The sequence below is a fragment of the Bacteroides sp. 1_1_14 genome (genome assembly GCF_000162515.1).
Classification (GTDB): Bacteria; Bacteroidota; Bacteroidia; order Bacteroidales; family Bacteroidaceae; genus Bacteroides; species Bacteroides thetaiotaomicron.
The window spans coordinates 26425-52901 of the sequence record NZ_GG774702.1; the positions used below are offsets into that span (position 1 = coordinate 26425).

Genomic DNA, 26477 nt, shown 5'->3' on the forward strand with positions numbered 1-26477 from the left:
GTATTAGTCAATATTGTCCAATGTAACAGGAAGTCCCAGACGAAGTTGCAGTGTTCCTGATGTAAGAATGGTATCTCCTACTTGAAGTCCTCTTACAATTTGTACTTCAGCATCCGTACGAATGCCTGTTGTTACTTCTACAGGCTCAGCTTTTCCTGATTTATACAAGAAAACTTTATCCTTTCCCATCTCCGGTACAATAGCTTCCGTCGGGATGGCGATCGCATTCGGAATTTCTTCTTTTTTCAATTGTATACTTGTGTATCGACCGGGAAGCAGGGCACGATTGGTATTGGGATAAAGTGCGCGTGCTGTGTATTGATGCAGGTTAGGGTCAATCGTTGACTCTACTGCATATACCTTTGCGCTGAAGGCATCTAGTTTTCCTTCAATTCTGAAATTCAGGTTCGTCCCTTTCTTAATCTGACTTGCATAGCGTTCCGGTACTGAGAATTCAACTTTCAATGGAGTAATCTTTGTCAGTTTGGCAACAATGGTTGTCGGCGAAGCGTATGAACCGACACTGATTTGCCTAAGTCCGATGATTCCGTCAAATGGAGCACGGAGTTCGGTTAGGGCAATGTTCGCTTTTACTATTTCTATATCAGCATTTAGAGTTGCCAGGTCAGTCTTTACTTGTTCATAAGCCTCTTTACTGACTGCATCTCGTTTGAGCAGAGCGTCTTGTCGGAATACACGGTCCTCAGCTAACTTTAGTTGTGAAACCAACCGTTGAAGTTGTGCCTGTAGCTGGCGGTCGTTGACTTTGGCAAGAAGTTGTCCTTTTTTTACGGGAGTTCCTTCTTCGAAGTTGATTTCTATTACTTTTCCGGAAGTCTCAAAAGACAAATCAACTTCTTCATCCGGCAGAAGTACGCCGGTAGTGGTGTATTCGTCTGTTAATAGTTGAGGCTTTATCACTTTGGCGTTGACGTTCAGAATTTTTTTTCCATTCTTTTGGGTATTTTTTACCTTGTCAGCAGCAGCCAGTTCGTCGTTAGTTTTGGGTAACTGTGAGTAAATTCCTCCACCGATAATTCCGGCACCGATAAGAATGATGATGCCCCATTTAGTTTTTTTATTCATGGTTTAGTATAGTATATATAGCATGTTATATAATATCTTCTGATGATTAGACGGCACCCGGCAGGAAAGGTTTAATCGAATATAGTGTAAAAGAAAGTTAACTTTCTTTTGGGTCGTAATAATTAATGATAGAAGAATTCGGAATTGTTTTATCTGTAATTTCTTGTAGATTATTGAGTATTAGTATGCCGCCCGATACTTCCCCTCCTCCTTATCCTCCAGCATATTCAGATAAGAAGTATAACGAGACTCACTAATAAGATGTCTCTCCACTGCCTCACGCACCGCACATCCCGGCTCATGCCGATGTGTACAGTTACCATATTTACAATCAGCGGAAACCTTGAATATTTCAGGGAAATAATGCCCGATTTCTTCCTCCTCCATATCGAATGTGCCGAATCCTTTGATTCCCGGTGTATCGATAATATATCCATCCCCATCTACGGAGAACATTTCAGAAAAAGTAGTCGTATGCATACCTTTGTTGTGATAGGTCGAGATTTCACCGGTTTTTACTTTGGTTCCCGGTAAAATAGCATTGATAAGTGTCGATTTTCCAACTCCCGAATGACCGGAGAAAAGTGTGATCTTGCCTTCCAAGTCTTTTTTTATGGCATCCACTCCATCCCCGTCCTTGGCAGAAACTTTGAAACAGGGATAACCGATATGTGTATAGAGATTAATAAGAGCGTCCAAATAATGGAGTTCCTCCTCGTTATATGCATCTACCTTATTAAATACCAGTTTGACAGGTACACGATATGCTTCGGCAGAAGCGAGAAAACGGTCGATAAAAATAGTGGATGTTTCGGGATAGTTGACAGTGACCACTAACATACATTGATCGAGGTTAGCGGCAAGAATGTGAGACTGTTTGGAAAGATTGGAAGAACGGCGGATGATGTAGTTCTTTCTGTCTTCTATTTCATTGATAAAGGCAGTGCCTTCCTGGTTGAGTATAATCTGAACGCGGTCGCCCACGGCTACCGGATTGGTGCTGCGAATACCTTTTAACCGGAAATTACCTTTGATTTTACATTCAATAAATTGTCCGTCGTCGGTCTTCACCTGATACCAACTGCCCGTGTTCTTGATTACTAATCCCTTCATTTATTTAATGGATAATGGAGAATGGACAATGGAGAATGATTAATGGGCAGTGGGGCTGCATTTTCCATTTTTCATTCTCCATTTCCCATTAAACGGTCATAATTTCTTTATCCTTGTCAGCAAGCATATCTTCAATCTGTTTGATATACTTATCGTGGATTTTCTGTAACTTGGCTTCAGCATTCTTCTGTTCGTCTTCTGCCAGCCCGTCTTTCACAGCTTTTTTCAGTGCATCGATGCCATCACGACGAGCGTTACGTACACTTACTTTGGCAGTTTCACCTTCAGATTTACACTGTTTAGCGAGTTGTTTACGACGTTCTTCCGTCAGAGGAGGAATACCGATACGGATAATTTCACCATTATTTTCGGGCATAATGCCAAGGTCGGAGTCAATAATGGCTTTTTCGATGACACGAAACATACTTTTATCCCAAGGTTTGATGGTGATACTTCGAGCGTCGGGAGTAGTTACGGCTGCTACATTACTGATAGGAACCATACTTCCGTAAGAGTCTACGCGGATACCATCCAACAGTCGGGTACTCGCTTTTCCAGCGCGGATATGTGCCAATGCTTCTTCGAGATACATTATAGCCATATCCATTTTTTCTTGTGCATTGTCAAGGCAAGTCTTTACGTCTACCATATTTTTTGATAATTAAAGTTGCTATTTGGTTGATTGATTAGCAAAAGTATACTATTTTTTGCTTATCTGCAACAGCACACTCATCTTTTTTATAAGCGACCTGCCGATGATAATCAATGTAACGGCAGTGATAATCATTAAAATACCGACCATCAATCGGGGAGTCAGTTTTTCGTGAAACAGGAGAACCCCGAAAAATAACGCTGTCACAGGCTCCAGTGCACCGAGTATTGCAGTAGGAGTGGAGCCTATATAATGAATGGCTAATGCGGTGCATATCAATGACACGGCAGTGGGGAGAATGGCCAGAGCCAAGACGTCTGCCCACAATAAGGGAGATGGTATGATTTGCAATTCCGTGCAGAAATTCAAACGGACTATGTAAACCGATAATCCGAATAATATAGCATAAAATGTCAGTTTGGTGGTCGGTAATGTCTTTAATGAAGATCGGTTGACTCCTACGATGTAAATGGCATAGGAGAGAGACGACAATAAAACAAAAATAATTCCTGCGGTGGAGAGTGGTTTATTTCCATCTCCCTGATAGAGCAGGGCAATGCCTGAAAGCGCCAGCAAGATAGAAAAAATAGTGATTGCAGAAATCTTCTCTTTGAAAAAGACGCCCATAATCACAGCTACCATCACCGGGTAAACGAATAGAATAGTAGAAGCGATACCGGCATCCATATAGTTGTAACTCATGAATAGAAGCAGGGATGAAAACGAAAACAGCAGTCCCATGATAACCAAGGGGAGAATGTCGGCTTTACGAAGGGTAAAAGACTGCCCTTGCAACTTCATCAAGACACCCAATACGATTACGGCAAATGCGTAACGGTAGAATAAAACAGTATCTACACTCATGCCGGCAGCATAGAGCGGGAGTGCGAAGAGAGGATTCATACCGTAGCTTGCAGCGGCAATGGCTCCATAGATAAAACCTTTGGTCTTGTTATTCATTATTTTGGCCTCTTAAAAATGGCGTGCAAAAGTACGTAGTTTGCAGATGATAAACAATAGTTTAGGGAGTTGATAGTATAATTTAATTTTTCGTATGCGACGGATTATTGGGAGAATAGCATGAAATTACTCTTTTTCTAGCCGTAAACTAACATTGTTTATACTTGAATTTATTCGTCCGACAGCTGTTTTCTTTTCGTCTGACAGCTGTTAGACGAAAGATTAACAGTTGTCAGACGAAAGTTCAACAACTGTCAGACGAATAGTTTTATGCAATGCGAGACTTAGATTTTAGTACTATAGCCATTAAGAAATAGTATTGAAAGCTGTAAATCTTAGTCTTTTTATTATCTTTGCATCAATGACATACCTTGCATCTTAATACATTAGATAAATACAGAATATAAAATATGAAAGAAAATAAACTGGATTACATCCCCGAACCGATGGACCTTTCATCGGTTGACCTTCCCGAATCTTTAATCCAATTATCAGAGCGCATCGCTGAAAATGTACATGAAGTGTGGGCAAAAGCCCGTATGGATGAAGGCTGGACATATGGCGAAAAACGCGATGATATCCATAAAAAGCATCCTTGTCTGGTACCTTATGATGAGTTGCCGGAAGAAGAAAAAGAGTACGACCGGAATACGGCTATGAATACGATCAAGATGGTGAAGAAATTAGGTTTCAGAATAGAAAAGGAGGATTAAGTTATGAATGCTCGTTGGTTTGACCGGATTATTTATGGCGGGGCTTGGAAACAGATACGTTTCCTGATTATTATAGTCGTTTCGCTGATTGTTTTATCTTGTTTGGGAGTGCACTGGGGAAGCAAGTATCAGATGACTCCTTCGGAAGAGATGACTGTGCTGGCTACTGACTCTGCGGCGAACCATTCTTTTCAGAAGACCCTGTGGAATGTATACAATAACTTTGTTGATTCGGGCAACCTGATCAGCATAAGTCCGGAAGACCGCCCGTGGGCATTGATTATTAGTTTGCTGGGTTCCGTCGTTTTGGGCGGATTGTTGATCTCCACGCTTTCCAATATCATTGAAAGGCGAGTGGAAAATTGCAGAAACGGGTTGATTCATTATAAACTATCTGATCATTTTGTGATCATCGGTGCAGATGCGATGTTACCCTGTCTGATACGACAGTTATGCCAACGGGAGAAGGATTGCACGTTAGTCATTCAGACTTCCAAAGACGTCAATGAAGTACGGATGGAATTATTTTCCAATCTCACAAAGGATGAGGAGAAGAGAATCGTTTTGGTTCATGCCATGAGAGACTCTAAAGAAGAACTGAGAAAGTTGTATGTGGCGGATGCGAAAGAAGTCTTTATATTGGGAGATAGCGGAGAGCTGGATGATGTGGAATATTATCATGACTCGATGAATGTCGACTGTCTGAATCTGATAGGCGAACTTTGCAAGGAAGAGAATCGGAAACCTCCTTTGAAGTGCAACGTACTCTTTGAATATCAATCTACTTTTGCTGTCTTCCAATTCTCGGATATTGATGATGATATAAAGGAATATATTGATTTCTGTCCGTTTAACTTTTACGAAACATGGGCGCAAAAAGTATTTGTGCGAAATGCGTGTAGTATCCGTGAGATTAATTATCTGCCTCTGGATTATCAGCCTGTCACTTACGAATCAGAGAAATATGTGCATCTGGTAATTGTGGGAATGTCGAGGATGGGAATTGCTCTGGCTGTCGAGGCTGCCCATATAGCCCACTATCCCAACTTTATCCGGGATAAAAACAAGAAAACGCGCATCACTTTTATCGATAATGAAGCAATGCGTGAGATGAACAGCTTCAAACAAGCGTATGAAAACCTGTTTGATGTATCTTATTCTACCTTTATAGACACAGAAAACGGTTTGGTCCGCAGGGATGAACCTGCTGAGGTCTATGCTCATTTGGGAACAGATTTTATAGACATAGAATGGCAGTTTGTACAAGGAACTATCGAATCGCCGGAAGTCCGTGATTTGATTACAGACTGGTGTGAAGATGAGGATGCGCTGATGACGGTTGCAGTCTGCCTGAACCTGACTCATCAGTCTATTTCTTCTGCTGTCTATCTCCCGCGTTGTGTCTATGAGAAAGGTGTTCCGGTGCTGGTTCAGCAACGGATAACATCGGCTATCATTGAAAAATTATCCGGTAATCCGTTGAAGGGAAAAGGAGGAACCAATCAGCGTTTCAAGAATCTTCGTCCGTTCGGGATGTTGGATGATTGTTTCGACTTGTGCATGGCAGACGAGATGTATGCCAAGCGTGTAAATGCGGTGTATGAAAAGTGTGAAGGAGATAAAGTCTTGACAGAACTGCCATCTGCGAAAGAAATGGACGAACTATGGCACAATCCGAAGTTCAAAACGGTAAAGAAATGGTCTAATATTTATAATGCGAATGCCATTCCTACCAAATTGCGTTCAATCGGCTACACCAAGGAACATTGGGACAACGGAAAGCAACTTAGCGAAAAGCAGGTGGCGATTTTGGCAGAAGTGGAACACAACCGCTGGAATGTGGAAGAACTGTTACTGGGATATAGACCTGTGACAAAAAAGGAACAGGAAGAGATAGAACAAAAGGCAGCCTTGAAGAATAAAAAGCGGGATGAAGAATATGCTCATTATGACATTCGCCCTTACAACGATTTGCGGAATGGCAGTGAGAAATATGATATTGCTTTGACACGGCATCTGCTTTTGATTGTGAAGCAGGACGGAAAACTATAAAATGGATTAGGATTTGTGATATGGGGAATCATCAAAAGGAAATATTCTTAGTGCTTTCTATCTTTCTGACTGGCTTTCAATGTGTTTGGGCACAAACCACTCAGAAGGGGATCGTCGTGGAAATGAGTAGTAATAACAAGCCCGTAGCCGGTGCTGAAATAAAAGTAGCGGGGGCTTCGCCTACGGACAGCGATCAGGAAGGGCGGTTTATTCTGAATTTCACCGCTTCCTTGCCGGGCGATCCGTTGATGATTAATGATATCTATAAGAAAGGTTTCAAAATAGTCAATTACGAGAAAGTAGCCAACTGGAATATATCGTCTGCCTCCGAACTGAAAATTGTATTAGGGCGTACCGAAGTCATCAATGCGTTGCGCAAGAAATATTACGATATAGGCGAATCCAATAGCGAGAAAGAATCTCGGAAAACATTGGCTGAACTGGAAGAACTGAAGAAACAGAACGCATTGTCCGCAGTGGAATATGATCAGAAAGTTGATTCCATGTCTAAAAGTATGATGGAATGGCAGAAACGTCTGGAAATATATGCGCTTAAATTTGCCTGCATCAATCGTGACGAGCTTGATGCTATGGAAAAGCAGGCAATGGAACTGCTTGATCATGGTGATGTGCATGGAGCTATTCGTCTTTATGAAGAGATGAAACTCGATTCTGCCATGACATTGAAGATTGCAGTCAGACAGGAAGCCAAAGAAGATATGAAACTGCTTCTTCCATCCTTAGTGAATAATTTCCAGTTGCTGAAGCAAGCCGATGATAAAGTGGCGTGTGACTCTGTTGCTCACTTGATTTATGAGATGGCGGCGGATATCAAGCTGAAATTAATGTCGGTAGAGTGGTTCTTTCAGCGGAATGACCCAAGTGAAGTTCTGGATCAGTATAGCTTGATCGTAAAGGATACGCAAAGTATGCAAGAAATTGAGCTGGTGGAGAGTAGCCTTCGGCAGTCATTGAAAGAAGTCAAACTGAAAGGAGAACTGAAGAAAAAGGCACAGTTGGTTTTCGAACGAATCGAAGACCGCAAGAAATGGATCAGTATAAAGGAAAAAATATAGAAACAGATGAAGAAGATCAAGATTTTTATTGCATCATCGGCGGAGTTGAATGAAGACAAACAGATGTTTGACTTGTACTTTTCGGATAAGAATAAACTTTATCGTGACCGGAATATAGACTTCGATCAGCGTACGTGGATGGACTTCAGCAGTTCGCTGAATGAAGGTCGTCTGCAGGATCGCTATAATGACTATATCCGCGAATGTGATATTGTGATTTTTCTGTTCCACACACGGATGGGGCGCTATACCAAAGAAGAACTGGAAGTGGCCCATGAAATATATCTGAAGACTAAGGCTGCAAAACCTAAAATATTTGTCTATTTCAAGGAGGAGGGAATCGTTGATGAGTCTCTCAAAGATTTTAAATCTTATTGCGAGAAGAATCTCGGACACTTCTGCGACTTGTATACCAATTATGATGATTTGCGTCTCAAGTTCGACAAACAATTGCAGATTTTGGAGAATGAAGGCTTTATCAAGCCTGATCCGGTAGATGTAAAACGGACATTGAGGTTCGTATTATTGTATGTCCTTGTACCTGTATTGGTGGTGGCACTGGCTTTCTTTACTTTCTATTATTATTCGCCGGTCACTTCCACGGTGCGTCTTACGGATACTTCCAAGTCTTCTTTGCCTTTTTATGGCGCTGATATAACATTGGAGTATGCCGATAAGAGCGAAACCCGTCATGTGGACAGACTTTCTGACGAGGTTGTCTTCAAAGAAATTCACACTAAATATCTGGGTGAGAATGCCCGTCTGAAGATAGAATCGAAAGGATATGTGACGGTAGATACGGTACTGAGCCTGGAAAAGAATGTGACTCTTGGCATCAGTCGTGATTCTTCATTGGCGATGATTTTCGGTACTGTGAAAGATGAGGATAACCGTCCGCTGGCGGATGCTACTGTTCAAGTGCTGGACATGAAAACGGTATCTGACGGAATGGGAAACTTCCAACTGCCCATACCTGCCGAGAAACAAAAAGAGGAGCAACGGGTGACGGTATACAAGGATGGATATCAATTATGGGACTTCACCGGACCGGTATCCGATAAAGTCCCATGGAAGATTATTCTGAGAAAGTAATGCCTTTACTTTCTGTAAATGCTATTATTGTTGGTCCGGTAGTCATTGATAAGGTAGAGCAGAACGGCATCGTTAGGCAGCGTGCCGCTCTTATACTCCAGACCAGTTTTTAATAATTCCTCGGAGCCGGGCTGGGATAATTTGGCCAGAAGGTCTCCTTTGGCAAACCGGACAACAAGAGGGTAGGAGCTGAAAAGCTGATTAAGTTCTTTCAGTTCGTTTGCGATGTTTTCCGCCTCTTGCAGAAATGTCAGAGCCTCCGCATTATTGCTGTTCTGATAGTAGGCGATACTTGTATTGAGAGTCATCAGTAGATAGTTCGTGCCAAGTTGGGCTTTATTATGCGGATACAGTGTCTTGATGATTTCGTAGGCTTTCTTTTGCACTTCCAGTGCTTTGGCATATTTTTTAAGTTGCCGTATCCCAACGACAGGTTATTGTAGGTAGTGGTGATACTGCCCATCATATCCACGTCGTTCGGCTTTTGTTTCAGATGCTTTTCCCTGTCTTTCTTTACTTTTTCCAGATGTTCCACTCCTAATTCATACAGTCCTCCGCAGACCATTGCGGTACCTATGCTGTTCTCTGTTCTCAAGTCCTGAAATCCCCATACTCCTTGCATGGTGTATAATGCTTCCAGGTCGATGGCGGCTTTCAGAGCTTTGTCATGTTCGGAAAGTTCCAGGAGCATATCGATATACGATGCCTGCGCACTGATAATCTCAAGAACAAATCTTGCCGGATTCAACTGATTCAGTTTTTCGGCATATTGGTATGCTTGTTCCACATGCTTCCTTTCTTCGGGTTTATTTCCGTTTTTGGAGTAATATAGAATGTATTGTTTCTCGATATTGTACAATAATGAGGTCTTTTGTTCTTCACTGTTGATTTTTAATTCGTTGGCTACCTTGTCTTCAAATGCTTTTATGGTCGTGAGGAAGTTTTCCGGTTCTGTTTCTGTGCTTACGCTGATGTAGGCGAAGTTCCATAAAGCATACCAGTAGGCGCGGGACAAGGGACGCATCTTATACAGTTTCTCGGCTTTTGCCAGAATCTCTTTTATACTGCCGGCTGCCAGTTTGTAATCCGCTTTCTCTACTGCCTGATGGAACAGGTATTCTTGTCTTCCTATTTCAGCTTCGAGTATGGCTTCTTCATTATCTCCTGCATTCTTTTTATTTAGCTCGAATAATTTCTCTGACAGTTCGTTGACTTTAGACACATTGCCTTCCTTCTTGTAAATGTCTGTCAGCGAACTGTATATGTTGGCAAGTTGAGAACTTTGAATATTTATGAACAGCTGATTGTCGCTGTCTGCTATCTCTTCACTGATTTCTTTGATCTGGTCTTCATAGATTTCCTTTGCTTCTTTGAATTCGTTCATGGCTTCGTATGTCTTTCCCATTGAATAGAACGTCTGATGGTAGATAGCATAGTAATCGCCCGAAGGCATGGAAATATTTTTGTTGGACAGTATTTCCAGTGCGTTGATGTCATACTCCAAGGCTTTGATATAGTCTTTCTGATGATGACGCGCAAGGGTACTTTTTATGTTCAGTACTTGTACGAGAGATTTCTCGTCAAATGAAAGTTTCTGGCATTTGTCCAGCCATTCCATGGTATCACTGTCTTCCAGTCCTATTTTCTGCAATGCGTATTTAAACACGTATGTAAACCTGTCGGGAAGTGCTTCGGCTACGAACTTGTAGGCATCATTTGCTTTCTTCTCGTTTTCCATTCCTCCGGTCAGGGCGCAGAGGTCGGCATATCGGTACATTATTTCGGCCAGTTTGTCGATGTCTTCCTCTGCTTTTGTTTTCTGTGACAGCTTCTCTCTGGCCTGAGTGATAATTCCGGATTTATTGTATAGCTCGATGGCTTCAGACAGTTTTCCGGCATTGACCAGTTCCAATACTTGCTTCTCAATGGCGTTGATGTCATCTGGATTTATTCTTGCAAACTTCTCAGCGTACTGATCGATCTGATTCATAAATGATCTGGATTCCTCCGCCATCGCTTTCAGACGGTCGCTGCGCTCTTGCAGACTGATTTTCTGTGCTATATATAGCTGGTTGACTTCTTCAATGGCTTTTTCTTGTTTTTTCGAAAAGTGGGCAACGGAGATGGAATAATACTTGTTCTTGCTTTCTTCTATAGTACCTTCGGGAGCCATCACAATGCTCAACGGACGTTTTTCGGATAGAATCCACCCATTGATCATGTCTTTATTTACCAGTTCATATCCTTTCTTATATACATTCGGAGAAGCGATAGCCATTCCCGGTTTTTGTTTGCTGAAGTTGAACTGGAAATTCCCGTTGGCATCCGTATCGGTGGCAGGGGCATCGGTAGCTGTCAGTTGTACTCCCGGTAGTGGGGACTTATTTGAATTAAAAATCTGTACTGTACCTTTTTGAGACATTTGTGCGTAAGCACTTCCGGATAGTAATAAGAATATCCAGAAACAGGCGTTTTTGGTTTTCATAGCTTTTATTTCTTAATGATGTATATGCAAGTCAACAAAAGGAATGTGGAGGGAGAAAGTAATCGGGACTGACTAAAAAGTCTGAAAGCTGATTATATCCTTTTTAGTCAGCCCCGGGTATATTGGTAGGGAGTCAGGATCAGTTGTGTACTACTGTTCCTATTTCTTCTCCGCTGATTACTTTTTTGAGGTTTCCTACCGTGTCCATGTCAAAAACAACAATCGGCAGGTTGTTTTCCTTGCACATACAGGTAGCTGTGAGGTCCATCACTTTCAGACCACGTTTCAGTACTTCATCGTATGTGATGTCACTGAATTTTGTAGCTGTAGGGTCTTTCTCCGGGTCGGCTGTGTAGATGCCGTCTACGCGGGTACCTTTCAGCATTACGTCTGCTTCGATTTCGATGCCGCGCAGTGAAGAGCCGGTGTCTGTGGTAAAGAAAGGATTTCCCGTACCGCCGGACATGATAACGATTTCACCGTTTTCCATGCATTCAATCGCTTTCCATTTGCTGTAGAATTCACCGATCGGCTCCATGCGGACTGCTGTAAGTACACGGGCCTTTACTCCGGCTGCTACTAATGCGGAACTTAATGCAAGGCTGTTGATGACAGTTGCCAGCATACCCATCTGATCACCTTTCACACGGTCGAAGCCCTTGTTGGCTCCGCTTAGTCCACGGAAGATATTTCCGCCGCCGATAACGATGCCGATTTGTACTCCCTGTTCATGGATTTCTTTGATTTGTGCGGCATATTCCGCCAGTCTTTTTTCGTCAATGCCGTATTGTTTTTCCCCCATCAGGCTTTCTCCGCTGAGCTTCAGCAGAATTCTTTTATACTTTGCCATATCTTTTTACATTTAGTTTAGCGCAAATATAGAGATAATTTGTTGGATAGACCTCATAGTTGCGCGATAACTTTTATATCGCTTTCTTCACTATTTCTCTTCCGATGAAGGTCTGCACGATTCCCCTCAATGAAAGGTAAGTGATGAAAGCCAGCCATAAAGCGTGATTTCCCAAGAGATTGTGGAAGGCATAGTAGATCATAAAAAAGCTGACGGAAGCAACCAACATCGAATAAAGCATCTGGCGGGTGGCGGTGGCGCCGATAAACACACCATCCCATAAGAAAGCGGAGAAACCTGTCAATGGGATGGCGAGTGCCCAATAAAAGTAAGTGTCTGAGGAGCTTATTACCGAAACATCATTTGTCAGTAACCCGAGAAATTCTTTTCCGCCTATTGCATATAAAAGGGTGAATGCTGCCGAAAGTCCGATGCCCCAATAGAAAAGGTGATTGACCGTATTGCGGAGAGCCGTTTGATTTCTTGCGCCGATATAGCGTCCGGCTAACGCTTCCCCTGCATAGGCGAATCCATCCATAATATAAGAGAAGAGCGTGAACAATTGCATCAGCAGTGTATTTACTGCCAGAACGACTTCTCCCTGTGCAGCTCCTGCAGAGGTGAAGAACATCGTTACGATTACCAGGCAAAGGGTACGGAAAAAGATGTCACGGTTTACCCGGAAGAAACGGTACATTGCCTGCTTCTGTATGATATCTTTCCATACAATACGTTTTCGGAGCGTGCTGTAATAACGCATATACAATAGTATGGCCATAAAGAAACCTGCATACTGTGCGATAAGGGTTCCGGCGGCGATTCCTGCCACTTTCATATCCAAGAGATAGACGAAAGACAAACTGGCGATAATATTGACAATATTCTGCGTGATGGCAATATACATCGGGAAGCGTGAGTTCTGCATTCCGATAAACCAGCCTGCAAATCCATAAAGACCTAGCATTGCCGGAGCTCCCCAAATACAGATATAGAAATAGGTAGTTGCCAGTTGCTTTACTTCTTCTGTAGTCTGTATGAGTGTGAATGCCGCATTAAGGATAGGATATTGAAGGATCAGCAGGCATAGGGCAATAAAGAGTCCGACACCGACAGAACGTATCAGTAACCGGTTGATTTCGTTTAAGTCATGCTGCCCGTAGGCTTGTGAGGTCATGCCGCTTGTTCCCATACGTAGGAATCCGAAGATCCAGTAGATGATATTGAACAACATTCCTCCTACGGCAATCGCTCCAATATATGCCGGAGAGCCGAGATGTCCAACGATAGTGACATCGATAAGTCCCAGCAATGGCACGGTAATATTCGAAATAATCGATGGTACGGCAATCTGTAATATTCGTCTGTTTTCGGAGGTCGTCTTTTTATTTATCATCTTGTAGAAACACTTTTATCAAATAGATTGTTCTTTTTGCGAACAAAGGTACATATTTTATTATTTTATTGTATCTTTGCGTGTCACGAACTAGAAACAATGTAACTGATTATGAAAACCTTAACTCTCCTTCTTTTTTCTTTGTTTTCGTTGCCGCTGATGCTGAATGCACAGACGGCCGATGAAATGTTGCATAAAGTCACGGCTGCTATTGAGGCTGGACAGCATGGACAGGCGGTTAGCTATTTCCGTCAGGCTATCAGTCTGAATATAGACCGCTCGGAAATGTTCTATTGGACGAGTATAGACAAGAGTAGTGAGATCAGCTCGAAACTTTCTAATGAGTTGGCTCTTGCCTATAAGAAGAATCGGAATTATGACAAAGCCTTTTTGTTTATAAAGAACTGTCGCAGAAGGACCCTGATAATGTAGATTATCTGGAGGCTGTTGCCGAAATGCAGGTATGTCGTGGACAGGAGAAGGATGCGTTACGTATGTACGAGAATATATTGAAGTTGGATGCGGATAATTTGGCAGCCAATATTTTTCTCGGTAATTATTATTATCTGATGGCGGAGCAGGAGAAGAAAAAACTGGAAAGTGACTACAAAAAGCTTTCTTCACCGACAAAAATGCAATATGCACGTTATCGGGACGGGTTGTCGAAATTGTTTGCTACCGGATATGAGAAAGCACGAAGCTCTTTACAGAAAGTAGTGCTACGGTTCCCATCGACGGAGGCTCAGAAGACGTTAGATAAGATTTTAAGGATAGAGAAAGAGGTGAATCGCTGAGCGGTTCACCTCTTTCCATTTAATTATCTAATAGAATAATAGTTGGTTGGCAAGGTCTTATTTATTTAAACATTCCTATGCGATTTAAGTTCGGTTTAGCTATAGCTTTGCACTTAGTCTGATTGGTGGATCTTGTAATAGTACTAGCTAAATCACTTCCTGTTATCAAACTTATAGCTTGGGCATATAGCGGATCATTATTTGTCCCAAATTCTCCATATCCTTCAAAATTCTGTCCATTGGGATTATCCTCATCTTTTTCGTAATTAGGTGTAAAGCCTTTTTCGAAATCGCCAAAACCTTTAGCATTGTAGGCTTGGAAAGTGATGGGGAAAAGTAAGTATTTGTCTGTTCCTGCAGTAAGCTCTACCCCTTCCATACCTACGTTTTTCCCATGTGTGGTTGTGCCGATAAGGATAACATTAATGCCAATTCCTCTTAGGGAGTTAATTACTAACTCACTTGCTGATGCTGAATTATTAGTTACGAGACAAAAGACCCGTGATAAATTTAGTCCGCCAGCAGAAAGAGAAATATTATTCAGATTTGCATATTTAGTATATTCGAATATTTTAATAGGACGCTGGCCTCCAAGAATTTTCATGCGTTCATCATTATATCTATATGTAGCGAATACTTCGTTTTTACAAGCCTCTCCTGCGATACAGCTTGCTATAAGATTAGCAGATGTTACATCTCCTCCTCCATTGTAGCGAAGGTCTAATATTAAGTCGGAAATTTCTTTAGTCTTAAAATCCTTGAATACATCAAATAGTTCCTGGTCGAAGCCTGATTCAAATGCAGAGTATACTAGATACCCAATGTTATTATCAACTTGATTATAAATAATTGGGTTTGCATAAATAGGACTGGAATCAATAGTGTAAGTGTTTCCTTCTCTGTCTTTCACTTCTATAGTAGACGTGGAAGAAGGTTTCCATAGCTTTGAATAGCTGTTTCTCCAATTACTAGTTGTTATCTTTTGATTATTGATTTCTGTTATTTCAACTCCCCGCTTGATTCCAGCTTTTGCTGCGGATGATTCTTTATGCACTCCTTGTACTGCAAGAAATACAAGTGTTTCACTATATTGAACAGGTAATAGATTAACAAATCCATAATTGTATTCTAGTGTTTTTTTCTCTTTTGCACTGCGGGAAGATTGCAAGTCTGGATCTAGCTTTTGGATAAATGAGAATAAAGAATAATATGATTGGTTGCCATTATTATATAGCTTTTTATCTAGAGTATTAGTCTTCATGCCCATCAATGTATTTTCCAGGAACTCATTATATGGCTGACTGAAATTAGGAGTTAATGTTTTGTACTCATCATTCCACAAATACATTTCTTTTAAATATTGATCCACACTATAGTTAATCTCGTAACCTTGCACATCATCATCGCTCAACTGGATTTTGATATTGCTGGCAGATGAATATCCATTTACTTTAATCGTAATGGTGCCCTGTTCCTGGGAAGACTTGTGTACTGTAACTTTTATGGTATTTTCCCCTGAATTTCCTGCTGTATTGTCTAATGACAATAATGCAGTGGAACTGTTTTGAGCAGTCCAGCTAGACAAGGTCGTGAAAGTAAAAGTGAGGGTTTGCTCTGCTGAGGCAAAATATGTTTGGTTAGTAGACCAGCTTTGTTCTGTAATTCCACTACCTCGCAGTAGAGTGTCATCATCTTTACATGATATGTTGAGGAATAATAAAATGGTCAGAAGACCAACTAACTTGACATACTGTATTTTCTTCATAAAATTAAAGGTTTTTTTTTATATAGCAAACTCAAAGGTAATGTTTTATTGTTTAGAATGTATGTGTTATATCAATAAATATTCTACCTCTTTAAACATATATCCTCTTTTTTTCTGCGCATCATCTTCCAGAATCAGCTTCCCTTCGGGTTCTACGCAAATAATTCTCGCAAAGAACTCTCCATCAGCATCTTTATACCGATGCATCCCTTCTTTTCTGAAAAGAGCTTTTTCATATCGGTGGGCTATGGGTTCAGTGTCACCGTTCCGGAGCAATTCATAACCGGATTGAATGCGGAGCATGATATTCTTGAGAATTTCGAAAATGTCATACTGCTTTCCTGTGATTTGCCGGAGCGATACCGGATTTGGAGCAGTGCTATGGAATGTTTCCTGATTCACATTGATCCCGATTCCGGAAATACTCTGACTGATATTGCGCCCCATCAAATCATTTTCAATCAGCATTCCACATATTTTTTTGTCTTTCCAGTAGATATCATTCGGCCATTTGATGGAAAAATCGTCAGCATAGCTATCCAGTTCCTCTTTAATAGCCAAAGACACAATCTGAGAGATCAAGAACTGCCGACGTGCTTCCAAGAAATCCGGGAAAAGAACAAAACTGAAAAGAAGATTCTTTTGGGGTTCAGATTCCCACGAATTGCCACGTTGCCCACGTCCGGATGTCTGGAAGTCGGCAACTACAGTCGTAAATGCTGCAACTCCCTGTTGCTTGGCACAAAGAGTCTGCAGATAACTGTTTGTAGAGTTTGTCTCACTGATGTGAATCAATGGGACAGGAAATGACATATCAGGGGAGGGCATCATATTCAGCACGCAGTTTCTTAGTGAATTTCTTGATAACTTCCTCATAAGAATGATCGACGAGTTCCTTTATTAATTTATCGTCTACGTCTTTATCGAAGTAAACGCCATTCCAATATTTCTTGTTGAAATGGTAGGCTCCTTCAATGCCTGCATAATGTTCGCGCAGTTCGATGGCACGTTCCGGATCACATTTCAGTGCGATGAAGTTGGCTCCTTCCAAGTCGATGAGGGCAAACATTTTGTCCATCACCTTCATAACCAGCGATACATCATCAAATGGGAATGATTCGGTAACCCCTTTTTTACTTAAGCAGTATTCCCTGATCGTTTCTACATTCATAAGTCTTTCGATTTTATGTTTTTGCTCTTAGTTAAAATACTTGTTTCCTATTAAAATAAAGGAGGATAAAAAGCTTCCTTTATATGGTCTATTCTGAAATTTCCGTTCTCGCCAATGACAGTGATGATATCGAAACGTACCGGAACGTCAATCTGAAATAGTTTCATATATGTGTCGGCAGCACGTACTGTCCGTTTAATCTTTGGTAAATCGACGGCTTCTTCCGGTTGGGCAAACAAAGTATTACTGCGTGTTTTCACTTCTACTATCACCAATTCGTTCTCTTTGGCGGCTACGATGTCCAGTTCGAAGTGACCTTTTCTCCAGTTCCGGTGGCGGATAAGATAACCATGCTCTTCGAGATAGGCTACTGCGGCATTTTCTCCTGCTTTCCCTAATTCATTGTGTTCAGCCATCTTTTTTTGCAAATTTACAGCTTTTATTCTTTGTTTTTACAGAAGTAAAAGTAATTTTGCAGAAGATATGAGAAAAAGGAGCAAAAAGTGCCTGAAAATGCACGCTGAGTATACCAAACGGGAACGGCGGATGAGCATTTTGTTGAGCGAAGACGAGCAGCTGATTGTCGATCGTTATCTGGAAAAATACAAGATAACGAATAAGTCACGCTGGCTTCGCGAAACCATTCTCATGTTTATCCATAAAAATATGGAAGAAGATTATCCCACCCTCTTCGGAGAACATGACATGAGACGCTGATGATGACGCTGGACGATACTTACTTCATGAAACAGGCATTGATAGAAGCCGGCAAGGCTGCAGAGCGGGGCGAAGTCCCTGTAGGAGCAGTGGTTGTCTGCAAAGAACGGATCATAGCCCGTGCCCATAACCTGACAGAGACATTGAATGATGTGACGGCCCATGCCGAAATGCAGGCTATCACAGCTGCCGCCAACGTACTTGGCGGAAAGTACCTGAACGAATGTACGCTGTATGTTACAGTAGAACCCTGTGTGATGTGTGCCGGGGCCATTGCTTGGGCGCAGACCGGCAAACTGGTTTTTGGTGCGGAAGATGATAAGCGTGGGTATCAACGATATGCGGCTCAGGCGCTGCATCCTAAAACGGTCGTTGTAAAAGGAATCCTTGCAGATGAATGTGCCACATTGATGAAGGACTTTTTCGCTTCTAAGAGAAGATGAAACAGTGATTAGTAAACTGCTGGCTACACGTTACTAACCACTTTCTATATTATATTATTTTACTTCCTCGAAATCCACATATTCACCATCATCCTGAGTGAATATTTTCTTATGTTTGGTTCTTGGACTATTTTCAGCAAAGATTTCCCCTTCGTTATCGGCACGGCTGTCCGTGTTCTGGTTATAGTTGGGACGACCTTGCTGCTGGCCATTTTGTCCACTCCTTGCCTGCTTCGTCCGGGAAGACGAACCACGGCCAAGCCCGAAAATGGCTCTTAATACAAATCCGACAATCGAAAGGCCAAATATGACAATGGCAGCTAGAAAAAGAAGTAAGAATAAAAGTATATGCATTGGGCTATGATTTTATGTTGTAACTTCGATAAAACTCATAGTACAACAAACGTGCCAAGAGATTGTTTATTTACTTTTTCTTGTAAAAAGTGAAAGTAAAATATACCAGACAATGATCGCTGCGAAGCTGCTGATACCTAAGAAAACAAGGAATGGGATACATACAATCAAGAAAATGAAACTGATTTTATTTGTATTCCATGAAAGATTCTTGAATTTCAGCGAGAACATTGGTATCTCTGACACCAGCAACCACGAAAACAGACAAACCAATAAAATAAGGTAGACAGGATGGCAGTTCTCAGAAACGAGGAAGTCATGCGCCCCTACTACGAACGATCCCCAGAATAAGGCGTTTGCCGGAACAGGAAGACCTACGAAAGAACTGGTCTGCCGGGTATCATTATTGAATTTAGCCAGTCGTAACGCTGAGAATACGGAAATCAAAAAGGCTGCGTATGGCAGGTAAGGAGCAAGAAATTCCATATTTGCCGGATAGTACATCTCTTTAAATAAGGAGAATACAATCAGTGAGGGAGCCACACCGAAGCTGACATCATCTGCAAGTGAATCCAAGTCTTTTCCGATGATTGAGTGTGCATTGAGAATACGAGCCAGCATGCCATCGAAAAAATCGAAGACTGCACTCAGAACAATAAAAAGCAGTGCCAGGTCATAACGGGCTTCGAAAGCCATGACACAAGCGATACAACCGGAGAAAAGGTTCAGGCAGGTTACTGTATTCGGAATATTGTTCTTTATAACATTTGTCATTGTGACCGAATTATTTAAGTTTGGCGATAACCGTCTGGTTACCGGTCGTTAATTGTCCCATGTTGACACAGACTTCCGTGCCGAGGGGCAGATATACATCCACACGGGAACCGAATTTGATAAAGCCCATGTGTTCGTCGATATAGCATTCTTCTCCTACTTCTGCGTAGGTGACAATGCGTCGTGCCACGGCTCCGGCGATTTGTCGGGTCAGCACTTCCACTCCTTCCGGAGTTTCTATGACTACGGTAGAACGTTCGTTCTCCGTACTGGCTTTAGGCAACCATGCTTTCATGAAGTTACCGTTGTGGTGGGCTACCTTTTTAATGGTGCCGTCCACCGGATACCAGTTGGCATGTACGTTAACGATGCTCATGAAGATAGAGATCATCAACCGGCGGTCATGGAAGTATTCGTTTTCGTCCACTTCTTCAATGACTACGATTTTGCCGTCAGCAGGAGCGACGACTATCTTTTCTGTATCCTTTCCGAAAAGTCGGATCGGACAGCGGAAGAAGTTAACCATCAGCAGATATACTGCAATACTGGCTACTGCAACCACATAAAAAGGAATTTTGCAATCTATTCCCCAATAAAGGGCCGCATTAATCAGTAGCAGTAGCAGAAAGCTAGCCCATAATATATGTGTTCCTTCGCGGTGAATACGTATCTTTTTTAATTTCTTTAGTCGGCCCATGAATGCTGTTTAATGATATTGTGTGCAAAAATATACTTATTTTAAAAAAACAGCAAGTAAATGAGCAGAGAAATGCGAGTGTTGATAACTTTTTGAGGATTATTTTTGTTTATAACGCGGGAGGTAGTAATTTTATGCCTTCAAATTAACTACTTATCATTATGCAGGATTTCGTTCATTTACACGTTCATACGCAATATTCTCTACTGGATGGTCAGGCAAGTGTCGCCCGTCTGGTAGATAAAGCCATGAAAAATGGGATGAAGGGTATTGCCGTGACCGATCATGGAAATATGTTCGGCATCAAGGAATTTACGAACTATGTCAATAAGAAGAATAGCGGTCCGAAAGGGGAAATCAAGGATCTGAAGAAGCGGATTGCAGGGATTGAAGCCGGCACAGTGGAGTGTGAGGATAAGGAGGCGGAGATAGCTGCCTGCAAGGCGAAGATCGTGGAGGCGGAGAACAAGCTCTTTAAACCGATTATCGGTTGTGAGATGTACGTCGCCCGCCGTACGATGGACTTGAAAGAAGGGAAGCCGGACCAAAGCGGTTATCACCTGATTGTACTTGCCAAGAATGAGAAAGGTTATCATAACCTTATTAAATTAGTATCGCACGCGTGGACGCGCGGGTACTATATGCGTCCGCGTACCGACCGCAGTGAGCTGGAGAAGTATCACGAAGGTCTGATTGTCTGCTCGGCGTGTCTGGGTGGCGAGGTGCCGAAGCGTATTACCGCAGGGCAGTTTGCCGAAGCCGAAGAAGCGATCCAATGGTATAAGAACCTGTTTGGTGATGACTACTATCTGGAGATGCAGCGTCATAAGGCGACTGTACCCCGTGCCAATCATGAATGTTATCCGCTACAGGTAAATGTGAACAAATACTTGCAGGAGTATGCCCGGAAGTATAATATCAAGCTGATCTGCACCAACGACGTTCACTTTGTGGATGAAGAGAATGCCGAGGCACACGACCGTTTGATCTGCCTGAGTACGGGTAAAGACTTGGATGACCCTAGCCGTATGCTATATACCAAACAGGAATGGATGAAGACCCGTGAAGAGATGAATGAACTCTTTGCAGATGTTCCCGAGGCACTGAGCAATACGCTGGAAATTCTAGATAAAGTCGAATATTATTCGATTGACCATGCACCTATCATGCCTACCTTCGCTATTCCTGAAGACTTCGGAACAGAAGAAGGATATCGTGCCAAATATACGGAGAAAGACCTGTTCGATGAGTTTACACAGGACGAAAATGGTAATGTGGTGCTGAGCGAAGAGGAAGGACAAGCCAAGATCAAACGTCTGGGGGGATATGAGAAACTGTATCGTATCAAACTTGAAGGCGACTATCTGGCAAAGTTAGCATTTGACGGTGCGAAAAGAATATATGGCGACCCTTTGTCGGAAGAAGTGAAAGAACGGCTCAACTTCGAGTTGTACATCATGAAAACGATGGGTTTCCCTGGATACTTCTTGATAGTGCAGGACTTTATCAATGCCGCACGCTCGGAACTGGGCGTATCGGTAGGGCCCGGACGTGGTTCGGCTGCCGGTTCGGCAGTGGCTTACTGTCTGGGTATCACCAAGATCGACCCTATCCAATACGACTTGCTGTTCGAGCGTTTCTTGAATCCGGACCGTATTTCGTTGCCCGATATCGATGTGGACTTCGATGACGACGGTCGTGGTGAAGTGCTTCGCTGGGTAACCAATAAATATGGTCAGGAAAAAGTAGCGCATATCATCACGTATGGTACGATGGCTACCAAACTGGCTATCAAAGACGTTGCCCGTGTACAGAAACTTCCTCTCTCGGAGTCCGACCGTCTGGCAAAGCTGGTGCCGGATAAAATCCCGGACAAGAAGCTGAACCTGCGGAATGCCATCGAATACGTCCCCGAACTGCAAGCGGCTGAGGCATCGTCCGACCCGTTGGTGCGAGACACTCTTAAGTATGCCAAAATGCTTGAAGGTAACGTTCGTGGTACCGGTGTGCATGCCTGCGGTACGATTATCTGTCGTGACGACATCACCGACTGGGTGCCTGTAAGTACGGCCGACGATAAGGAAACGGGCGAAAAGATGCTCGTTACCCAGTATGAAGGTTCGGTGATCGAGGATACCGGATTGATCAAGATGGACTTCCTCGGGTTGAAAACATTGTCTATTATTAAGGAGGCGGTTGAGAATATCCGTCTGAGTCGTAGTCTGGAGATAGACGTAGACCAGATCGATATTACCGATCCGGCAACTTACAAATTATATAGTGACGGACGTACCATCGGAACGTTCCAGTTTGAATCTGCCGGAATGCAGAAGTACCTGCGCGAATTGCAGCCTTCTACCTTCGAAGATTTGATCGCCATGAATGCCCTCTATCGTCCGGGGCCGATGGATTATATTCCGGACTTCATCGACCGTAAGCATGGTCGTAAGCCGATTGAATATGACATTCCGGTGATGGAGAAATATCTGAAAGATACGTATGGCATTACGGTCTATCAGGAACAGGTGATGCTTTTGTCACGTCTGCTGGCGGACTTTACCCGTGGTGAGTCCGATGCCCTTCGTAAAGCGATGGGTAAGAAGCTGCGTGATAAGCTGGATCACATGAAGCCTAAGTTTATCGAAGGCGGACGCAAGAACGGGCATGACCCGAAAGTACTTGAAAAGATTTGGACCGACTGGGAAAAGTTTGCCTCTTATGCGTTCAACAAATCGCACGCTACTTGCTACTCTTGGGTGGCTTATCAGACAGCCTATCTGAAAGCGAACTACCCGTCGGAATACATGGCGGCTGTCATGAGCCGAAGTTTGTCCAACATTACCGATATCACGAAGCTGATGGACGAATGCAAGGCAATGGGTATCCAGACGCTCGGTCCGGATGTGAATGAGAGTAACCTGAAGTTTACGGTCAACCACGACGGTAATATCCGTTTCGGACTGGGAGCGGTGAAAGGCGTAGGCGAAGCTGCCGTGCAAAGCATTGTAGAAGAACGTAATACCAACGGACCATTCAAAGGTATCTTTGATTTCGTACAACGTGTCAATCTGAATGCCTGCAATAAAAAGAATATGGAATGTCTGGCGTTGGCGGGAGGTTTCGACAGTTTCCCCGAATTGAAGCGGGAGCAGTACTTTGCCGTCAACTCTAAGGGCGAAGTATTCCTCGAAACCTTAATGCGATACGGTAACCGCTATCAGGAAGACAAAAGAGCTGCCATCAATTCATTGTTCGGCGGAGCGAATGTTGTCGATATCGCCACCCCCGAAATACCTCAGGGAGTAGAGCGCTGGGGCGACCTCGAACGTTTGAACAAGGAACGCGACCTGGTAGGTATCTACCTTTCCGCCCATCCGCTGGATGAGTTCGCGATTGTGCTGGATCACGTCTGCAATACCCGTATGGCAGATTTGGAAGATAAGGCGGCTCTGGCAGGCCGGGAGATTACAATGGGCGGTATTGTGACCAGTGTCCGTCGTGGAGTCAGCAAGAATGGCAATCCGTATGGCATTGCCAAGATCGAAGACTATTCGGGCTCTACGGAAATACCTTTCTGGGGAAATGACTGGGTGACTTATCAGGGATATCTGAATGAAGGCACGTTCCTGTATATCAAAGCCCGTTGTCAGGCCAAGCAATGGCGGCAGGACGAACTGGAAGTCAAGATCACTTCAATGGAACTTCTGCCCGATGTGAAAGAAGAACTGGTGCAGAAGATCACCATTATCATTCCTCTGTCAGTGTTAAATTCGGGACTTATTACCGAGCTGGCGACTTTGACCAAAGAACATCCCGGTAATACGGAACTCTATTTCAAGGTGACGGACGATACGGACAGCCGTATGTCGGTCGATCTGATTTCCCGTCCGGTCAAGCTTTCGGTAGGCAGAGATTTAATAACATATTTAAAGGAGCGCCCCGAACTTGGATTCCGTATAAATTGATTATCTTTGTAGCGCAAATCTACAAACGAAGTAATACATAATAATTAATACTTAATACTTAAAAAGAAATGGCTTTAGAAATTACAGACAGCAACTATAAGGAAATCCTTGCAGAAGGAAAGCCTGTTGTGGTGGATTTTTGGGCTCCCTGGTGTGGCCCTTGTAAAATGGTGGCTCCTATTATTGAAGAATTGGCCGCGGAGTTTGAAGGACAAGTCATCATCGGTAAATGCGATGTGGATGATAACAGCGATGTGGCTGCCGAATACGGTATCCGCAACATTCCTACTGTTTTGTTCTTCAAGAATGGTGAGATTGTAGACAAGCAGGTAGGCGCAGTCGCCAAACCGGTATTCGTGGAAAAAGTGAAGAACCTTCTCTAGACTTTGTCTAATATTTAATACTTATTACTTAATACTTACAACCATGGGACTGGAAGATGATTTTTTATTAGAAGATGCCGATGACGAAAAGACCGTCGAGTTTATCAAGAACTATCTGCCTCAGGAACTGAAAGAGAAGTTCGAGGACGATGAACTGTACTATTTTCTCGATCTGATAGACGAGTACTATTCAGAAAGTGGCATTCTTGACGCTCAGCCCGATAACGACGGCTACGTAAACATTGACTTGGAAGAGGTCGTAGCTTACATCGTGAAAGAAGCCAAGAAGGATGAAATGGGAGAATATGATCCCGAAGAAATCCTTTTTGTGGTTCAGGGAGAAATGGAATATGGAAACTCTCTGGGGCAGGTGGACTAATTGTCGCTAGTCACCACTGTAGATAAATGAAAGGAATATAGCCTGAAAGATTCGCGTCTTTCAGGCTATTTCTTTTTCCATCCTTATGTTTTCGCTTTCCGGTATTTCCTGCCAAGTAAATTGGCAGTACCTTTGTTCTATAGTTTTAAATAAAACACTTTATGAAGTACAACGAATCAATTATAATTAGAGAATATCTGCCAACAGATAAAGATGCTATAATGAGTTTAATCAAGCTGAATACTCCCGATTTTTTCGCAGAAGAGGAGGCGAATGATTTAAGCAAATATTTGGATGAAGAAATAGAACAATACTATGTTTTACTCGTTGATGGAGAAATCGTTGGGTGTGGAGGAATAAATTTTGCAGAAAACGGCACTATAGGGAAAATAAGTTGGGATATGATACATCCCGCCTTTCAAGGTAAATCACTAGGAACAAAGCTGTTGAAACATAGAATTGAAGTGCTGGAATCTATCTCCAGTGTTGAAAAGATAACCGTTAGGACTTCACAAGTAGCCTATAGATTCTATGAAAAACAAGGGTTTGTTTGAATGACATTAAAAAGAATTATTGGGCGGAAGGATTTGATATGTACAGTATGGAGTATAAGAGAATATTAAAAAGCAACCACAAAGCTTTTATTAATCCGTAATTTCCATTGCTGTAAAATTCAGTCTGTGTTCCTCAGAATACACTGTACCTGCTATCTACTTATTTTATTAAATACCCATGTGGGAAATAGTTTCGGGGCTTTCAGATTTTTAGTATCTTTGTTCGTTGTTTTATTGCGTATCACTAAGGTCTGATAATTGAAGCACGTTAGTGCTTCAATTGTTGCACCTAGGTAACTCTTTCGTTGCACCTAAGTGTAACGAAAGAAAATAACCAAGCAAACGACTGATTGCTTAAATAGTAACCGATAAGTTATTAACAGCCAAACATAAAATTATTCTTATGAGCATTTATTACGACCTTTATGAGAATCCGGATAAAGAGGGTACCGAAGAACAGAAGTTGCTGCATGCACGAGTAGTGCCAAGCGGAACATATACAACCAAAGAGTTTGTGGAGCGGGTATCCATGATGCACCATATTCCTCATGCACAATTAGTTGGAGCAGTGGAAGCTATCACCGACGAGTTGCAGACGCTGTTGTCCAGAGGATATATTGTGGAGTTTGGAGATTTGGGGCATTTTTCTCTGACCCTCTCTTTGGAGAAAGAAATCACTGACAGAAAAGAAGTGCGCTCTCCATCTGTCCATCTGAAAAATATCAAATTAAAGGTAAAGCAAACATATAAGAGAGAACTGAACTCTAAAATGGATTTAGAACGAATATCTTCCCCTACGCGTTCCAATATGAACATATCAGAAGAAGAATGTCTGAAAAGATTGCAGGACTTTTTGGAGAAACATCCTTGTATCAATCGGGCAGATTATTGTGCTATCACCGGAATGAATAAAACACAGGCTATACGGCAATTGAATCTTTTCATTGAAAAGGGAGTTATTCAGAAATATGGGATTGGGAAGACGGTAGTGTATATACGTGTTGTGTAA

At 42.5% G+C, this 26477-nt stretch carries 25 protein-coding genes and 2 pseudogenes; 12 read left to right on the forward strand and 15 right to left on the reverse strand.

Going from position 1 to position 26477, the window contains the following annotated elements; translation table 11 throughout:
• Nucleotides 1-3 precede the first annotated feature (3 nt).
• The 4 genes from HMPREF9007_RS24380 to HMPREF9007_RS24365 all read right to left on the reverse strand — a co-directional run bounded on the left by HMPREF9007_RS24380 (nt 4) and on the right by HMPREF9007_RS24365 (nt 3811).
• Entirely contained in the window at nt 4-1086 is a 1083-nt protein-coding gene (locus HMPREF9007_RS24380; RefSeq protein ID WP_008759588.1) for an efflux RND transporter periplasmic adaptor subunit, read from the reverse strand.
• 180 nt (nt 1087-1266) lie between these two features.
• Complete coding sequence (rsgA, locus tag HMPREF9007_RS24375; RefSeq protein WP_008759589.1) at nt 1267-2199, reverse strand: ribosome small subunit-dependent GTPase A; 933 nt, start codon at nt 2197-2199, stop codon at nt 1267-1269.
• Between the two features lie 88 nt (nt 2200-2287).
• The gene (frr, locus tag HMPREF9007_RS24370; protein ID WP_008759590.1) at nt 2288-2848 is read right to left on the reverse strand and encodes a ribosome recycling factor; all 561 of its coding nucleotides are present in this window, start codon (nt 2846-2848) and stop codon (nt 2288-2290) included.
• 51 nt (nt 2849-2899) lie between these two features.
• Nucleotides 2900-3811 carry a DMT family transporter gene (locus HMPREF9007_RS24365; RefSeq protein WP_008759591.1) on the reverse strand — a complete coding sequence of 304 codons (912 nt, stop codon included), beginning with the start codon at nt 3809-3811 and terminating at the stop codon, nt 2900-2902.
• Nucleotides 3812-4221: 410 nt separating this feature from the next.
• Here HMPREF9007_RS24365 and HMPREF9007_RS24360 point away from each other — a divergent pair, with 410 nt between their 5' ends.
• Genes HMPREF9007_RS24360 through HMPREF9007_RS24345 form a run of 4 tightly spaced genes read left to right on the forward strand, consistent with a single transcriptional unit; the run spans nt 4222 to nt 8744 of the window.
• On the forward strand, nt 4222-4524 hold the full coding sequence (locus tag HMPREF9007_RS24360; protein WP_008759592.1) for a RyR domain-containing protein: 303 nt from the start codon (nt 4222-4224) through the stop codon (nt 4522-4524).
• A 3-nt stretch (nt 4525-4527) separates the two neighbouring features.
• Nucleotides 4528-6576 (forward strand): hypothetical protein, encoded by a 2049-nt coding sequence (locus HMPREF9007_RS24355; RefSeq protein WP_008759593.1) that lies wholly within the window; start codon nt 4528-4530, stop codon nt 6574-6576.
• A 20-nt stretch (nt 6577-6596) separates the two neighbouring features.
• The gene (locus HMPREF9007_RS24350) at nt 6597-7652 is read left to right on the forward strand and encodes a hypothetical protein (RefSeq protein ID WP_225651424.1); all 1056 of its coding nucleotides are present in this window, start codon (nt 6597-6599) and stop codon (nt 7650-7652) included.
• 6 nt (nt 7653-7658) lie between these two features.
• Nucleotides 7659-8744 (forward strand): carboxypeptidase-like regulatory domain-containing protein, encoded by a 1086-nt coding sequence (locus HMPREF9007_RS24345; RefSeq protein ID WP_008759595.1) that lies wholly within the window; start codon nt 7659-7661, stop codon nt 8742-8744.
• Between the two features lie 5 nt (nt 8745-8749).
• Here the strand turns inward: HMPREF9007_RS24345 and HMPREF9007_RS27355 are convergent, their stop codons facing one another.
• From HMPREF9007_RS27355 to HMPREF9007_RS24330, 4 genes are all read right to left on the reverse strand, one after another.
• Nucleotides 8750-9052 (reverse strand): hypothetical protein, encoded by a 303-nt coding sequence (locus HMPREF9007_RS27355; RefSeq protein WP_258742105.1) that lies wholly within the window; start codon nt 9050-9052, stop codon nt 8750-8752.
• Entirely contained in the window at nt 9052-11229 is a 2178-nt protein-coding gene (locus HMPREF9007_RS24340) for a tetratricopeptide repeat protein (RefSeq protein ID WP_277754585.1), read from the reverse strand. The genes HMPREF9007_RS27355 and HMPREF9007_RS24340 overlap by 1 nt, the downstream gene beginning before the upstream one ends.
• Before the next feature lie 139 nt (nt 11230-11368).
• Nucleotides 11369-12079, reverse strand: a complete 711-nt coding sequence (pyrH, locus tag HMPREF9007_RS24335; RefSeq protein WP_008759596.1) for a UMP kinase — start codon at nt 12077-12079, stop codon at nt 11369-11371.
• Nucleotides 12080-12152: 73 nt separating this feature from the next.
• Entirely contained in the window at nt 12153-13472 is a 1320-nt protein-coding gene (locus HMPREF9007_RS24330) for an MATE family efflux transporter (protein WP_008759597.1), read from the reverse strand.
• 111 nt (nt 13473-13583) lie between these two features.
• Between HMPREF9007_RS24330 and HMPREF9007_RS24325 the strand changes: the two are divergent.
• Nucleotides 13584-14266 (forward strand): annotated as a pseudogene (locus HMPREF9007_RS24325) (hypothetical protein).
• Nucleotides 14267-14327: 61 nt separating this feature from the next.
• Here HMPREF9007_RS24325 and HMPREF9007_RS24320 read toward each other — a convergent pair.
• From HMPREF9007_RS24320 to HMPREF9007_RS24305, 4 genes are all read right to left on the reverse strand, one after another.
• Nucleotides 14328-16031 carry a S41 family peptidase gene (locus tag HMPREF9007_RS24320; protein WP_008759598.1) on the reverse strand — a complete coding sequence of 568 codons (1704 nt, stop codon included), beginning with the start codon at nt 16029-16031 and terminating at the stop codon, nt 14328-14330.
• 66 nt (nt 16032-16097) lie between these two features.
• Nucleotides 16098-16862, reverse strand: a complete 765-nt coding sequence (locus HMPREF9007_RS24315) for a biotin--[acetyl-CoA-carboxylase] ligase (RefSeq protein ID WP_032850013.1) — start codon at nt 16860-16862, stop codon at nt 16098-16100.
• Nucleotides 16846-17202 carry an MmcQ/YjbR family DNA-binding protein gene (locus HMPREF9007_RS24310; RefSeq protein ID WP_008759600.1) on the reverse strand — a complete coding sequence of 119 codons (357 nt, stop codon included), beginning with the start codon at nt 17200-17202 and terminating at the stop codon, nt 16846-16848. The genes HMPREF9007_RS24315 and HMPREF9007_RS24310 overlap by 17 nt, the downstream gene beginning before the upstream one ends.
• A 50-nt stretch (nt 17203-17252) precedes the next feature.
• Nucleotides 17253-17618, reverse strand: a complete 366-nt coding sequence (locus tag HMPREF9007_RS24305) for a YraN family protein (protein ID WP_008759601.1) — start codon at nt 17616-17618, stop codon at nt 17253-17255.
• Between the two features lie 67 nt (nt 17619-17685).
• Here HMPREF9007_RS24305 and HMPREF9007_RS24300 point away from each other — a divergent pair, with 67 nt between their 5' ends.
• Both HMPREF9007_RS24300 and HMPREF9007_RS24295 read left to right on the forward strand, forming a co-directional pair.
• Nucleotides 17686-17919: a hypothetical protein gene (locus HMPREF9007_RS24300; protein ID WP_008759602.1), complete on the forward strand. Its 234-nt coding sequence runs from the start codon at nt 17686-17688 to the stop codon at nt 17917-17919.
• A 2-nt stretch (nt 17920-17921) separates the two neighbouring features.
• On the forward strand, nt 17922-18362 hold the full coding sequence (locus HMPREF9007_RS24295; protein WP_008759603.1) for a nucleoside deaminase: 441 nt from the start codon (nt 17922-17924) through the stop codon (nt 18360-18362).
• A gap of 54 nt (nt 18363-18416) precedes the next feature.
• Here the strand turns inward: HMPREF9007_RS24295 and HMPREF9007_RS24290 are convergent, their stop codons facing one another.
• From HMPREF9007_RS24290 to HMPREF9007_RS24280, 3 genes are all read right to left on the reverse strand, one after another.
• A complete protein-coding gene (locus HMPREF9007_RS24290; protein WP_008759604.1) occupies nt 18417-18716 on the reverse strand; it encodes a DUF4834 family protein in 300 nt (99 codons plus the stop codon).
• Between the two features lie 66 nt (nt 18717-18782).
• Nucleotides 18783-19490: a CDP-diacylglycerol--serine O-phosphatidyltransferase gene (gene pssA, locus HMPREF9007_RS24285; RefSeq protein ID WP_008759605.1), complete on the reverse strand. Its 708-nt coding sequence runs from the start codon at nt 19488-19490 to the stop codon at nt 18783-18785.
• A 10-nt stretch (nt 19491-19500) separates the two neighbouring features.
• Nucleotides 19501-20187 carry a phosphatidylserine decarboxylase family protein gene (locus HMPREF9007_RS24280; RefSeq protein ID WP_008759606.1) on the reverse strand — a complete coding sequence of 229 codons (687 nt, stop codon included), beginning with the start codon at nt 20185-20187 and terminating at the stop codon, nt 19501-19503.
• Between the two features lie 161 nt (nt 20188-20348).
• Between HMPREF9007_RS24280 and dnaE the strand changes: the two genes are divergently transcribed.
• The 5 genes and pseudogenes from dnaE (at nt 20349) to HMPREF9007_RS24255 (ending at nt 26477) form a co-directional block, all read left to right on the forward strand.
• Nucleotides 20349-24152, forward strand: coding sequence for a DNA polymerase III subunit alpha (dnaE, locus tag HMPREF9007_RS24275; RefSeq protein ID WP_008759607.1), 3804 nt, complete (start codon nt 20349-20351; stop codon nt 24150-24152).
• A gap of 68 nt (nt 24153-24220) precedes the next feature.
• Nucleotides 24221-24535: a thioredoxin gene (trxA, locus tag HMPREF9007_RS24270; protein WP_008759608.1), complete on the forward strand. Its 315-nt coding sequence runs from the start codon at nt 24221-24223 to the stop codon at nt 24533-24535.
• A gap of 43 nt (nt 24536-24578) precedes the next feature.
• On the forward strand, nt 24579-24914 hold the full coding sequence (locus HMPREF9007_RS24265; protein WP_008759609.1) for a hypothetical protein: 336 nt from the start codon (nt 24579-24581) through the stop codon (nt 24912-24914).
• Between the two features lie 161 nt (nt 24915-25075).
• Nucleotides 25076-25569 (forward strand): annotated as a pseudogene (locus HMPREF9007_RS24260) (GNAT family N-acetyltransferase).
• Between the two features lie 302 nt (nt 25570-25871).
• Nucleotides 25872-26477, forward strand: a complete 606-nt coding sequence (locus HMPREF9007_RS24255) for a DsbA family protein (protein ID WP_008759610.1) — start codon at nt 25872-25874, stop codon at nt 26475-26477.